We start from the raw sequence: 12,919 nt of genomic DNA on the forward strand, positions 1-12,919 counted from the left end.
ATTCAGACGGGACCAGAGTCGGTAGACGCTCAGACGATCGACCGCCCATGAACGCAGGTGAACAGCCCCGTCCGAGGCCCCCAGGACCACCACCACAGTTGGAAAGCGTGTTGGTGATGCAGAGTTTCAGCAATCGTCTGGGCGTGCCGGGCCCGGTTGGGTCTGCCGGACTCCGGTGCACGCCACCAGCGTGGTGGCGTCTTGGTCCAGAAACAGCATGAAGACCCACGATCCGTCCGCAGTCTTGATCTGTCCCAGTCGAACGGGTCGGCTGTATAGGTCGAGCTGTTGCACGGCCCGCGCCAAGCCGGAGGTCTCGATGCCTCTCCGAAGGGTGTGACGGAGTCGGCGCCCGTAGATCGTCGCGAGTGACTCGGCTGACGTCGTTCCGTCCCAGACAACGTGGGAAGCGCCGGCGCGGAGAGCAGACAGAGCGGCCGACGACGTGCCGTCGCCGCCCTCCAGCAGCCGTTCGAGCTGTTCCTGTTCCATGATCACACCCTCGGTCGGGATCCTGCTGTACAGCAACGAAGTACAGCAACCCCAGCAACCGGCAGCGACCAGCACCGGCCGCCAAGCCCTTCCCGGCAGCCTGTATGACCTCCATTGACCGATTTCTCCAGAGCTACGGATCAGATGCTTTTCTGTCCTGCGAGCCAACACGCCGCAGCAGAAGTGAGTGACCGTCCGTGCGGTTCGGTTCTACATCCTGCGGGCATGATTGCCGTCTGTTTGGGGGCAACTGCCAAGGGGGGGCGCCACATGGCGTTCGGGAGCAGCATCGTCATGGATCAGCCGAGAACAATGTTCGCCCACGTGCTGAGTGTGCAGGGGGTCGCGGTGATGGTCACCAATCACCGGGTCCAGCCGCTGCCCATGCGGCCCGCGGAAGGCAGCAGCACGGGCAAACTCGTCTGCCAGGCATGCGGCCAGCAGTTCCTGGTGACCGTCGACAGCCACGCCCGCACCACCGCCAAGCGAGTCCGCTACTTCGTCCTCGGCCTCACCAGCCTGGCCCTCGCCGCCCTGCTGCTCTGGCTCACCTTCGACGTCGCCATACAGCCGGACGGCTCGGACCTCGACATGGACCCGGACATCGCTTCCTGGTTCGGATACACCGGCATACCCGGCATCCTTCTCCCCTTCTTCGGCCTGGGCTACCTCATCAACGCCCGCAAGTACGACGGCGTCGGCAAACTCCGCCGCATCGGTGAGGACGGCACCACCTCCATCCGCACCGCAGGGCACAAACTGCTGCCGAGCCGGTAGGAACACGCACCGCCGCAGCACCACACCGTGCGGGCAGCCCGTCCGCCTGTCTCCTCGGGCGGTGGTCAGGGGCCGTGGTCTATCCGTGGACGGGCACCAGCCGCCCGAGTGCTCACAGCTTCCCTGACCAGCGGCATCGTACGAAAGCCGAAGGGCCTCCGGAACCGTGTGCGCAGGTTCGAATCCTGCCGGGGGCACCCGTTATGAGGTGCCCAAAGCCCCGTCACCAGCGGAAACGCTGAGGCCGGGGTCTTCGCGTATGTGCAGCCAGATGCCGCCCAGAGCCGCCGTATGTCGGGGTCTGTGGACGAGGCGTGGACGGGATCTTGGTCTATTGCCGCAGGCCAAGCCCGGAAACGAACACATCCCCCGGGCAAGAACGCGGAGCCTCGGACACAGGGCCGGCGACCACTACAACCGCAGCGGCGACCGGTGCGTCATAGCTCGTAACGGGGCGAGGGGGCGCGGATGAGTGAGCGCAGATCCGTACGGAGCGACAGCCGGGGGAAGTACCCCTTTCTCAAGGGGTGGACCTCGCTGGCAGGCGTCGCGGCCTTCGTGGTGTGGCTCGCATTCGATCCGTTCGAGCTGACCTGGAACCAGGTTTTCGGCGGCGCGGTGGCACTGTCCGCAGCGGGCGCTATCGCGAGCTTGCTACTACGGCGGTGGGGCTGGGCTCGTCGTTGGGCCAGCCGAGTTCCTCCGCCGGGCCGCCTCGCGACGGGGTTGGTCACCAGGCTTGGTGTGCCATCGCCGCTGCTGGACCCCCGCTGGGCCAGAGCCCGATCGGCTGCTGTGGGTTTCCTGCTGTTCGCCACCGTCGCCGGATTCATGGGATGGAAAGCCGGCCAGGAGGACCAGATGCTGCAGAACCTCCGGGAGCACGGGCACAGGACCGAAGCGACTGTAGTCGCCATTGCCGGCCGGTCGGAGGAAGGCTGGGCGAACTCCTTAACCGTGCGCTTCAGCGCACCGTCCAGCACAGTGCAAGCGGATATCGACGTCGGAGACGGCTCGGGAAACGACGCGAAGCCCGGAGGCCACGTACCCATCGTCTACAACCCGTCGGACCCCACGGAACTCCGCCACGCTGACCGTCTGGACGGATCCTACGCCGACGGAATTCGACCGGGTTCTGTGGTGTTCGGGCTGGTCGCGGCAGGTTTTCTGGTGGGGACCGTCCGGGAGGTGGGGCGTGTCAAGGAACAGACGGAAGCAGACAAGACGCCGGACGCCCCCCGCCCCGGCGCCTGACTTTGCAACTCGTGATCATGCCTGATTTCAGCCCGTTTTCGCCGATCTGACAGGCCACCACATAGTCCCGGGCGGAAAGGACGAGACCCCTGGACGGGACGCCAGAGGCCTCGGATGAGGGCAGGAGTGCTACCGGTAGTTCGTTAAATCCGGAGGTCGCACGGGTTGACGGCAGGTCGGATTGGTCGTGGGCCGGTAGTAGGAGTCAACTGCCTTGCTGGGGGCTGAAGATGACCGCTCACCGTCCGTGTCCGCCCGCGCCGGGTCCGTAGGGGGAGTGCGCGGTCCGGTTCGACGACCTCTTCTTCAGCCTGGCCCAGCGACGGGGGTTTCGCGAGTACCTGACCGGGCTCCTGGCGCCGCGGGAGCGGAACAAGACGATCACCTGCCCGGCAGGGGCGGAACCGGTGGCAGGTGCGGGGATGCCGGAACTGCAGCGGCTGCAGTTCTTCCTGTCCGAATCGCCCTGGGCTGCCGAGTTGGTCAACGACCGGCGGCTTGAGCTGCTGCGCGACCACGGTGCGGACCGACGGCTGTGTGTACTACCCGCTGCACGCGACTCCCCACACCCCCGCGCATCACTTCGCCCGCGGCCGGTCCGATTCGGCCCACCAGCCACACACCCCTATCGAAGCCGCCCATGCCCTGACCTGGAAGGATCCTGCAGCAGTTACCCTGCGGGCCGCGGGGGACAGCGGGGAATCACGGTGAAAACGGCCCAACCCAACGAGGCCGCGGTCCCTAAAGCGGTGGCTCCCTGACAATCAGCGGCAGCGGCCAGCCGGCGCAGGCCACTAGTGCGCTGCCGTCCTCGGTGAGAAAGAGCAGGGTGGTCCATTTCCGATCGGCAGAATCGATCAGCCCTGTGCGCACGGGCCGGCCATGTTCGCGGATGAGTTGCACTGCTCGTTCCAGCCCAAGAGGTTCAAGTCCGTGCATCCGCATGCGCTGAAGACGGTGCTTGAAGACTCCGGCATGCCGGCCTGCGGGTTGTGCCCGATCTCCCACCCAGTAGGTGGCGCCGCTGCGGAGGGTGGCCAGAGCTATCACGGACGCCTCGTCATCACCGGCCAACAGCGATTCCAGCACCTGCCGTTCCATGGTCACCCCCGTTTGGATCTTGCGGTACAGCGGCCAGGCACCGCAACTCCAGCAACCGCCCCCGCACGGTAGCGCCCCTCCGGGCCCGCCCAGGGGCCGGTATGGCCGTCACTGACCGATCCAGCCAGAGCCACGGACCAGAAGGGTGCGGCCGTGGGGTACCCCCACGGCCGCACCACAAGCGCATCAGAGCCGGCGGGGAATCACGAGCGGCTGGTCAGTCGTGCTTGGGCCAGGTCGGGCCCTGGTCGGTCCAGATGACGCCCTTGTTGCGGCACAGGCAGAAGGGGTGGCCGATCGGGTCGGTGTAGACCTGCCAGCCGTAGCCGTTGGGGCCGATGAAGTCCTGCCTCAGCGTCGCGCCGAGGTCGAGGACGCGGCGCTGCTCGGACTCGATCTCGTCCACTTCGAAGTCGAGGTGGAACTGCTTGGGGTGCTCGATGTCGGGCCACTGCGGAGCGCGGTAGTCGTCCACCCGGATGAATGCCAGCTCGATCTCGCCGAACTGGATGCCAGCCCAGTCCTCGGAGCTGCCTTCCTTGATCGGACGGCCCGTCACCTCGGAGTAGAAAGCCGCCAGCTTCATCGTGTCCGGGCAGTCGATAATGAAATCGGTGAGTCGCAGCATCCCCCGATCTTGTCATGAACTCACACCCGACTTCGAGACAGGCCCCAAGCAACTCCGCTGAGGTGTGGGAACAAGAAGTTCCTGGGGGCTTCGACATCAACGGCTGACATCAACGGCGCCGGACGCCGGCGCCTCCGGGCGGTCGTAGGCATCGGCTGCAGCTTCGCAGCCGACCGCTGAGGGCGTCGGATCGAACTTCTCAAAGCGGGTGTCGCAGGTTTCAACGCCGGGGCACCAGTCGAAAGGAACCCGGGACCGATCATGGTCCGGGCCTGGTGAGCTTCCCGAGTACCGGGCGCACCTCGCTCTCGCCATAAGGTCCGTCCCATGACGACGCGTACTTGGTTCGAGATCGATGATCCGGATGACGACTTCGAGTTCAACGACACTGAGAGAGCCTTCGTGTCTGCGCTGAGGGAGCGGTGCGGGGCTTGGGCGCCGGCTGATGTTGTCGGGGAGATCGGACGCCCGGACGACTGGGAAGCGCTCCTCGCTCACGTCGGCCTGTCCGACGGGGAGGAGCCCCGCCGACACCTGATCGAGCTGGGCGTGCACCTGGTCGGTGACCGCGTCCGGGGCGATCGTCTGCACAATCAGCTGTATCTGCTCCCGGATCGGCCCAGTTTCTGGGCGCTTGATGCAACGGGCTCCACGGAACGGCTCGCCGAGCTTGCCGCCGAGTGGTTCCGCGCGGTCCTGGACAAGCCGATCGTGTTGTACGTCTGGCTCCACGAGGGCTACGCCTACGCTGCCCGCTACGCTTTCGCCGACAGCGGCGAGACGATCTGCCAAAGCTACGTGGAGAGGATGGCGCCACAGGGCCAAGCTGCAGAGCTGTCAGCCGCCGGCCACGTGCACGGCAAGGGCTGGATCCAGACCGTCGGCTTGCCGATGCCCTCCCTCTATCTGCACATCCGGGGCGACCTCGAAAGGGGCAGCACGATACCCGGCGTTCCGCCGACGAGCAGGCGTGGACCGCTTCCCGGGCTTTGGTACGAATGATCGCCGGCCTCCCGTTCTCCTACGCCCCGCGCCGCACCACCATCGCACCGGATCGAGCGGTCGCTCGACAGTGGCCGAGGACGACCCATGACGACCGCCAGGGGCGCGAGCCCCGGGACCTCAGGCGGCCGTCAGCAGTCATCGATGGCCGACCAGCCGGCCCACCGGAATCCGATGACCGCCCAGCCGAGAGTTCGGGACGAAGAGGTCGTGCCAGAGCCGCCAATCGCTGCCAGTAGCCTGGGCCAGTGCCGATTGATCAAGGGTCAGAGAGTGCTCTTCAGCTGAAGTGGGAACTGGTGGGCCACGGTTGGGCACGGTGCCACCTGGTCGATGGCTCTCAGACGGCATCGGTGATCGCCAGTTACTGCACTGATGCGTTGGCGGACCTCGTAGCAGGCACAGGCGAGCTGTATGGGCAGCAGCGTTCAGCCCGGTTCTTCTTCGATGCCGAGCCCCAAGAGCTTCGCTGGGTGCTGCGCACAACGGATGACGCGATCAACGTGACCATCCACAAGTTCCCCGACATCGCCGTCAGCCCCGACCTTCCGGACTCCGACGGCACGGTGATGTGGCGGTCGACCCACCCGCGTCCCACGTTCGCTCACGCTGTTCTGGCTGCGGCCCACACTGTGCTCAAGGAGCACGACGAGGCCGGCTGTCTCGCCAAGTGGGCAATGCATCCCTACCCCGTCGCACTGGTCCAGGACCTCCGCAGGCTTCACATGCGCGACGACGTCTGCGACCTGCCCCACGACCTGTCGTGCCCGTAGGGGCAACGCTGGGCCGCCTCGGTTTCCGTCTCGTTCAGCCCCGTTCACGGCCGTTCGGCGAGGATCCCACGCCGGTTCGTCTCGCGGTCCGACCGCCCGCGCTTGAGACCATGGCCGCGGGGCCAAAAGGGCTCGTCTCACTCGCCAGTCCGGTGCGCGCGGTTGTCGGTGTGGTGATCGTGCCCGTCGCCTACCGCCCGCCGTCGAAGAAGCCGGACTTGAGGTTCCCGATGATGGCGTCGAGTGGATGGCCACTGACGATGAAGGGGCCGCTCCAGGGCGCGCTGAGGGCGAAGAGCAACGCGAGGCTCAGCCCGACCACGCTCGCAACACCTACGATCAGCAGTGACGTTCGCAGGCTGCTGCGGAAGACCAGTGCGCCGGAGTTCACGATCAAGGCCAGTCCGCTGACCACAAGCGTGACGACGTAGAGCGCGGGAACGTCGCGCGAGGCGGCCGCAACGCGGGCGCGACGACTACTGGTGACGGCGTCCATGGAAAGCACCAACTCCGAGCCGGTCGGGGTTCCCACCTCGGGCCGGGCCGCCTCTGCGCGCACGCTCCGCTCCAGCTGGGCGATCGCGCGTCCGGTGGCGGGGTCGTCACCGGACGCCGCTGCTGGGGCCTCCCATTCCCTGGCGCGCGTGTTCTGCAGGTAGTCCAGCAGTGCCGCATGGATCGGCTCCGAGTGGACTCGCGGACTCGTCGCCGCCCATGCCAGGCGGGAGGCTGCGGCCGCCTCGTCGCTCACCAACCCCTCGGCTGCGCGCAGGTAGCCGGCCTCGCTGGCCAGTGTGAGTGCCGCAAAGATCGCGAAGGAAGCGCCGAGTGTCGGCATCAGGGGCGTGGCGATCTGCGGCACCCGGTCCCGTTCCTCGGCCGGCACGAGCGCCCGGACGCCGACCCGCGCCACGGCCGCGACCAGCAAGGCGAGGAAGAGCCAGCCCACAACCAGCACCACCGCCGGCAACGAGGTCAACCAGTTCACCTCGTCACCCGCAGCGCGTTGTCGCGAGCGCCGCACGGCGACGGCACACCGGCCCCGGCCCCGCGACCTGGAGCTCCCCGTCGATCACTCTTGGAGTCGATGCTCACATGCCCTCAGCCGGCGGCCTTGGCGATGATGCGATCCATCTCCTCTGGGCCAAAGGCCCGCAGTGTCGTCGTACGGACGTTGCCCACCCCGCCGAGCTGCAGGAGCACCGCGGTGGCGGTCTCGTCGTCGGGTGCCTCGACAACGGCCACGAGGTCGTACGAACCGACGGTCCAGTAGAGGTTCAGGACCTTCGCGCCGAGCTTCTGTGCCGCTGCGCCGAAGGCCTCGGCCCGCTTTGCGGTGTCCTTGTAGTTCCGGATCCCCTGATCGGTCCAGTTCAGCAACGTGACGTACGCCGGCATGGTCTTCCACCCTCCTGTGGGAACACATCGCAAGGTCAATACTGGTCATCACAGCTGAAAACGGCGCAATATGTACACCCAAATGAACAGCGGCAGCCGATCGCTACGCCGGTCCGGCACCCGGTCACCCCTTCAGCGCTCCTAGGTCGCCTCCCGTCGCAGTTCCTCCCACATTGGGAGAGGTGTCCCGACGGGCCGTCGGGCCGCGGTGCGGGACGCCCGACGACAAGGAGTGAGCAACGGATGCATGCCCAGAAGGTAGCGGCGGATCGCTTCCCCACCGCAGAAGACGCCCATCTGATCGCCTCGGACTGGGCCCCCGCCCAGCTGGTCGACAGCGAGGAGATCGGTCTGCGTCTCGGCCGGATGATGACAGACGCCATTTCCAGCGGTTTCGATGCGTTTTCTCCGACGGCGGCCGCACCAGGTCGTGCCGCTCACGCCACCCCGGCGGCTCTCGGCGAACGCGCGATGAGCATGTCTCCAGCCGCAGCACCGACGACCGCGCCCATGGGGATGGAGCAACTCCGCTCCCTGGTCACCAGGCTGGTCCGTGCCTCGCAGCGGGTACGCAAGGACCACCGGCATCTGACCGACGCCGAGCGGGAGCGGTTCAACAGGGCGCTGCAGCAACTGAACGGCCAGAACAAGTACGACGAACTCGTGGCCGTACACCAGGACATGAATCACCGGCACCACACGATGCCCGGGATGCCGCCGTCCGCCACGCAGCGGTTCCTGCCCTGGCACCGCGCCTACGGCCTCAAGTTCGAGGACCTCCTCCGCAGCGTCGAGCCCGACGTCACAGTGCCCTACTGGGACTACGCCAATGACCACAATCGCCCCGACTGGGTATGGCAGCCGCCCGGTGTCAACCGGCCCGCCCCCGGGACGAACCCGGGCACCAGCCTCCCGACGCAGGCCACGATCGACGGCCTTCTGGTCCGCCCCACCTACACGGCCTTCACGTTCGGGAGGGTGATGGCCGGCGTCAGGCAGGACGGCCTGGAGATCGCCGCCCACAACAACGTGCACAACTGGTGCGGCGGGACTCTGGGCAACCCCATGACCTCGTCCGGGGATCCGATCTTCTTCCTGCTGCACTCGAACGTGGACCGTATTTGGGACCAGTGGCAGCTCACCCACAGCGGCATGCCCAACGTGACCGGAGCCGACGCCGGGCTCGACCCCTGGTGGACAGCGGCCTCCGGCGGGCTCACCGTGGGCGACGTCAAGGACATCACCGCTCTGGGCTACTCCTACCAGTAGACGGCGAGGGCAGCAGGCCCCGGCGCACTGCTGCACCACTGACGGGAAGCCGGTCAACGGGCGAATGCCGACCGACCCGGCCGTCTACACGGGCAAGCCCGGCAAGCGCGTCCGCCTGCGGATCATCAACGCGGGCGGCGACACCGCCTACCGGGTGGCCCTCGGCGGCCACAAGCCGACCATCCCGCTGGTCGCACTCGCCGAGGGCAAGGGCGCCGCCGGAATGGCCCTGATGCGGACCGGGTCGGGAAGCACGCCGAAGCCGACCGTACGACCGGCCGAACTGGACGGTCTGACCCTGACCGCCTCGCAACTGCGCGCCGCCGACGACGACGTGCGGCTGGACGCGAAGAAGGCGGACAACCCCGGCCAGTGGATGCTGCACCGCCACAACGCCTACCACGGCGAAACCGGAATGATGGCCCTCGTGGCCTACCGGGCCTGAGCGTTCGGCTTGCCGGTCCGGGGCGGGACTCGGCGATCCCGCTCCGGCCGGCAGCACCTGCTCAGGGGTGTTTCAGCGGATGCGCGGCGATCTGCCGGTCCTCCAGGGCCGCGGTGAGCAGGAGGAGCAGGCGGGTGAGTTCGCCGTGGTCGTCAATGGCGGCGAGGAGCTCCGACTGGTCCGCGTGGACCCGCTTCGCGGCGCGGTCGTGGAGGATGCGGCCGCGGGGCGTGAGGTACAGCAGGACGCGGCGGCGGTCGGCGGGGTCCGGGCGGCGGTGGACCAGGTTGCCCGCGACCATGCGGTCGACCAGCTTGGTCAGGCTGGGGGCGGGCATGAGGGCGTGGTCGGCGATCTCCGTCATGGGGTGACCGTGACCGTCGGCGGCGATCGACAGGACCCGCCACTCCTCGACCGAGCAGCCCTCCTGCGCCAGCAGGGCGGACAGCCGCCGGCCGAGGCGCCGTTCGGCGTGGCTGAGCAGGTGGGCGAGATCCGGTGACGCTTCCGACGGCATTGCGGGGTCCTTCCCGTAGGTCTAGTGTCCGGACGGTCAAAAGCCTCCGCGAGGGTGCCGAGGCCGGGAACCAGGACCGGGAACCGGGGGCGGTGCCCCACGGGCCGGCGAGGTGGTTCACGACGCGGTGATCCGCGTGCCCTTGCGCTCACGGAGGTGGTCTGTGCATCCGGTGCCGGCGGCGGGAGACGGCCGCCCGGGCGGCGCGACCCTGGTCGTGGCCCTGGTCGTGCCCCTGCAGGGGCCGGCGGGGGTCTTCGGGCCGTCCTGCGAGCTGGCCGCGCAACTGGCCGCGGAGGAACTGAACGCCGCGGGCGGAGTGCTGGGCCGGGAGGTCCGGCTGATCGTGGTGGACGGCGGGGCGCCACCGCCGCGGGTGGCGGCCGAGGTCGAGGCGCTGGTGTCGCTGCGCGCGGTGGACGCGGTGGTGGGCTGGCACACCTCCGCGGTGCGCAAGGCTCTGGTGCCGCGCGTCGCGGGCCGGGTGCCGTATGTCTACACCGCGCAGTACGAGGGCGGCGAGCGCACGCCCGGGGTGTTCCTGACCGGGGAGACCGACGCGGCGCAACTGCTGCCCGCCATGCGGCTGCTGGCCGAGGCCACCGGCGCCCGGCGCTGGTGCACGGTGGGCAACGACTACGTGTGGCCGCGGGTGACCGCCCGGGCCGCGCGCCGGTACGCCCGGGCCTGCGGGGGCCGGGTCCGGGACGAGGTGTTCGTACCGCTGGGCACCGAGGAGTTCGGGCCGGTGCTGCGCCGCGTCGAGCGGTGCGAGGCGGACGCGGTGCTGATGCTGCTGGTCGGGGACGACGCGGCCCGCTTCAACCGGGCGTTCGCCGCGTACGGGCTGCACCGGCGGTGCCAGCGGCTGAGCACCCACATGGACGAGAACATCCTGCTGGCCACCGGGGCGGAGGCGACCGACGGGCTGTGGGCCGCGGCCGGGTACTTCGAGACGCTGGCGACGGCCGAGAGCCTGGACTTCAGCGGCCGTTACGCGGCCCGGTTCGGCATCGCGGCGCCGGTCGTCGGCAGTCTCGGCGAGTCCTGCTTCGAAGGGGTTCGGCTGCTGGCGGCCCTGAGCGAGCGGGCACGGTCGCTGGACGTGGGCGCGATGTGCGCGCTTGGTGACACGGTCTCGTACGAGGGCCCGCGGGGCGTGCTGCGACTGCGCGGCAACCACCTCGAGCAGCGGCTGTATCTGGCGCGGGCGGACGCGTTCGACTTCGACATCGTCGCTCAGCTCTGACACCCCCTCTGCGGCGCTCCATCTCCGGTACTCCCTCCCGTGATTGACAATACTCCCATGCGGAAATACTTTCTGCGGGAAGGATTTGGCCGACCATTCGGCGAGTCCCAACTCGTATACGTCCGGGTCGCACAGAACCCGGCCATGCAGAACCCCGAGCCGCAAAAAGCTCCCTGATGGCCAGGTTCTACGCGCGTCATCAAAAGGGTTTTCCAAGAAGCCCCGCGTAAAGGCCGGGAAACGGTCGCGAAACAATGCGCCGGGACTCTTCCCCCAACTGCCCCCGCGGAAGAGGGAAGAGAAGAGGGAACCCCCGTGACGGACATCGCCGACAAAGAGGCGCCGGCCTCAGCAGCCGGACGGACCTACAACGGCTGGGCACAGAACGACACCCTGGAGGACTACTCGCTGCGCTACGCGCCGAAGTCCTTCCGCCGCTGGACCCCCTACGTGGTGGCCACCACCGCCCTGGGCGGCATCGCCTACCTGGCCGACTTCGCCATCGGCGGCTCGATCGCCATCTCCAACGGCTTCTCCAGCGCGATGGTCGCGATCCTCGCCGCGGCGGTCGTCATCTTCCTGACCGGCATCCCGATCTCGTACTACTCGGCCAAGTACTCCATCGACATGGACCTGTTGACCCGGGGCGCCGGCTTCGGCTATCTCGGCTCCACGCTCACCTCGGTCATCTACGCCAGCTTCACCTTCATCTTCTTCGCCCTCGAAGGCTCGATCATGGCGCAGGCCCTGGAGCTGGGTCTGCACATCCCGCTCGCGGTCGGCTATCTCATCTGCTCGCTGATCATCCTGCCGCTGGTGATCTACGGCATGACCGCCCTGTCGAAGATGCAGGTGTGGACGCAGCCCGTCTGGCTGGTGCTGATGGTCGCGCCGTTCGTGTCCATCGCGATCCAGGAGCCGGACAAGTTCTCGCAGTTCACCCACTTCGCCGGGAACTCCCCCACCGGCTCCGGCATCAGCATGCTCGGGGTCGGCGCGGGCGCGGGCGTCGCGCTGTCGCTGATCGCGCAGATCGGGGAGCAGGTCGACTACCTGCGGTTCATGCCCGACAAGACCCCGCAGAACGCGAAGAAGTGGTGGGGCGCGGTGCTGTCGGCCGGCCCGGGCTGGGTGGTGCTCGGCGCGGCGAAGCAGATCGGCGGCGCGTTCCTCGCCTTCTACATCGCCGGCAGCGTGGGCCTGAGCAAGGCCAACGAGCCCATCCAGCAGTACGTGCACGGCTTCAAGACCTTCGCCGCGCCGGTCGCGCTGGGCCTGGCCACGTTCTTCGTGATCCTGTCCCAGATAAAGATCAACTCGACGAACGCGTACTCCGGTTCGCTGTCCTGGTCGAACTTCTTCTCCCGGCTCACCCACCGTCACCCCGGCCGGGTCGTCTACATCTTCCTCAACGTGGGGATCGCGCTCGCCCTGATGGAGGGCGGCGTCTTCGGCTTCCTCAACACGGTCCTCGGCTTCTACTCCAATGTCGCCATCGCCTGGATCGGCGCGGTCGTCGCCGACCTGGTCGTCAACAAGCCGCTGAAGCTCAGCCCGTCGTACATCGAGTTCAAGCGGGCCCATCTGTACAACTTCAACCCGGTCGGCTTCGGCTCGATGCTGATCGCCTCGGCGGTGTCCATCGCCGCGTACTTCGAGGCGTTCGGCGACTACGGCAAGGCGTACTCGCCCTTCATCGCCCTGTTCCTGGCCATGGTGCTCTCGCCGCTGTTCGCGGTCCTGACCAAGGGCAGGTACTACATCGCCCGTCTCGACGACCTCGACGAGCCGCTGCTCGGCGCGGACGGGCTGCCCTCGGCCGCGGTCCTGACCTGCACGGTGTGCGCGACCGACTTCGAACGGCCCGACATGGCGAACTGCACCTTCCACGAGGGCGCGGTCTGCTCGCTGTGCTGCAGCCTGGAGAAGGACTGCCACGACTCGTGCAAGAGCGGTGCCGGCGGCGGACCGGTCGACCTCGGTCTGCCCGCCGTGCGGGCGGCCGCGGACTGAA

At 67.9% G+C, this 12,919-nt stretch carries 13 protein-coding genes and 2 pseudogenes; 9 read left to right on the forward strand and 6 right to left on the reverse strand.

Annotated elements, in window-relative coordinates:
* Positions 1 to 126: 126 nt before the first annotated feature.
* A complete protein-coding gene (locus tag ABT057_RS15810) occupies positions 127 to 492 on the reverse strand; it encodes a hypothetical protein (protein WP_352343527.1) in 366 nt (121 codons plus the stop codon).
* 270 nt (positions 493 to 762) lie between these two features.
* Between ABT057_RS15810 and ABT057_RS15815 the strand changes: the two genes are divergently transcribed.
* From ABT057_RS15815 to ABT057_RS49200, 3 genes and pseudogenes are all read left to right on the forward strand, one after another.
* Positions 763 to 1,269, forward strand: coding sequence for a hypothetical protein (locus tag ABT057_RS15815; RefSeq protein WP_352343529.1), 507 nt, complete (start codon positions 763 to 765; stop codon positions 1,267 to 1,269).
* 468 nt (positions 1,270 to 1,737) lie between these two features.
* A complete protein-coding gene (locus ABT057_RS15820) occupies positions 1,738 to 2,523 on the forward strand; it encodes a DUF3592 domain-containing protein (protein WP_352343530.1) in 786 nt (261 codons plus the stop codon).
* 230 nt (positions 2,524 to 2,753) lie between these two features.
* Positions 2,754 to 3,183, forward strand: a pseudogene (locus ABT057_RS49200) (IS701 family transposase); the annotation flags it as partial.
* Between the two features lie 81 nt (positions 3,184 to 3,264).
* Here the strand turns inward: ABT057_RS49200 and ABT057_RS15825 are convergent.
* Complete coding sequence (locus ABT057_RS15825; protein WP_352343531.1) at positions 3,265 to 3,624, reverse strand: hypothetical protein; 360 nt, start codon at positions 3,622 to 3,624, stop codon at positions 3,265 to 3,267.
* A gap of 217 nt (positions 3,625 to 3,841) precedes the next feature.
* Complete coding sequence (locus ABT057_RS15830; protein WP_352343533.1) at positions 3,842 to 4,252, reverse strand: VOC family protein; 411 nt, start codon at positions 4,250 to 4,252, stop codon at positions 3,842 to 3,844.
* A 327-nt stretch (positions 4,253 to 4,579) separates the two neighbouring features.
* Here ABT057_RS15830 and ABT057_RS15835 point away from each other — a divergent pair, with 327 nt between their 5' ends.
* Both ABT057_RS15835 and ABT057_RS15840 read left to right on the forward strand, forming a co-directional pair.
* Positions 4,580 to 5,254, forward strand: coding sequence for a hypothetical protein (locus tag ABT057_RS15835; protein ID WP_352343534.1), 675 nt, complete (start codon positions 4,580 to 4,582; stop codon positions 5,252 to 5,254).
* A 353-nt stretch (positions 5,255 to 5,607) separates the two neighbouring features.
* Positions 5,608 to 6,027, forward strand: a complete 420-nt coding sequence (locus ABT057_RS15840) for a hypothetical protein (RefSeq protein ID WP_352343536.1) — start codon at positions 5,608 to 5,610, stop codon at positions 6,025 to 6,027.
* 190 nt (positions 6,028 to 6,217) lie between these two features.
* Here ABT057_RS15840 and ABT057_RS15845 read toward each other — a convergent pair whose 3' ends face one another.
* Both ABT057_RS15845 and ABT057_RS15850 read right to left on the reverse strand, forming a co-directional pair.
* A complete protein-coding gene (locus ABT057_RS15845; protein WP_352343538.1) occupies positions 6,218 to 7,015 on the reverse strand; it encodes a bestrophin-like domain in 798 nt (265 codons plus the stop codon).
* 113 nt (positions 7,016 to 7,128) lie between these two features.
* Complete coding sequence (locus ABT057_RS15850; RefSeq protein ID WP_352343540.1) at positions 7,129 to 7,425, reverse strand: GYD domain-containing protein; 297 nt, start codon at positions 7,423 to 7,425, stop codon at positions 7,129 to 7,131.
* A gap of 243 nt (positions 7,426 to 7,668) precedes the next feature.
* On the opposite strand from ABT057_RS15850, the gene ABT057_RS15855 reads away from it, so the two are divergent.
* Both ABT057_RS15855 and ABT057_RS15860 read left to right on the forward strand, forming a co-directional pair.
* Positions 7,669 to 8,694 carry a tyrosinase family protein gene (locus tag ABT057_RS15855; protein WP_352343541.1) on the forward strand — a complete coding sequence of 342 codons (1,026 nt, stop codon included), beginning with the start codon at positions 7,669 to 7,671 and terminating at the stop codon, positions 8,692 to 8,694.
* Between the two features lie 52 nt (positions 8,695 to 8,746).
* Positions 8,747 to 9,139, forward strand: a pseudogene (locus ABT057_RS15860) (multicopper oxidase domain-containing protein); the annotation flags it as partial.
* Between the two features lie 61 nt (positions 9,140 to 9,200).
* On the opposite strand, the gene ABT057_RS15865 reads toward ABT057_RS15860, so the two are convergent.
* The gene (locus ABT057_RS15865) at positions 9,201 to 9,656 is read right to left on the reverse strand and encodes a MarR family winged helix-turn-helix transcriptional regulator (protein WP_352343542.1); all 456 of its coding nucleotides are present in this window, start codon (positions 9,654 to 9,656) and stop codon (positions 9,201 to 9,203) included.
* A gap of 163 nt (positions 9,657 to 9,819) precedes the next feature.
* On the opposite strand from ABT057_RS15865, the gene ABT057_RS15870 reads away from it, so the two are divergent.
* Positions 9,820 to 10,905 (forward strand): substrate-binding domain-containing protein, encoded by a 1,086-nt coding sequence (locus ABT057_RS15870; protein ID WP_502973922.1) that lies wholly within the window; start codon positions 9,820 to 9,822, stop codon positions 10,903 to 10,905.
* Positions 10,906 to 11,220: 315 nt separating this feature from the next.
* On the forward strand, positions 11,221 to 12,918 hold the full coding sequence (locus tag ABT057_RS15875) for a purine-cytosine permease family protein (RefSeq protein ID WP_352343543.1): 1,698 nt from the start codon (positions 11,221 to 11,223) through the stop codon (positions 12,916 to 12,918).
* Position 12,919: the final 1 nt, after the last annotated feature.

Source organism: Streptomyces sp. NPDC002588 (assembly GCF_040295925.1).
Lineage (GTDB): Bacteria > Actinomycetota > Actinomycetes > Streptomycetales > Streptomycetaceae > Streptomyces.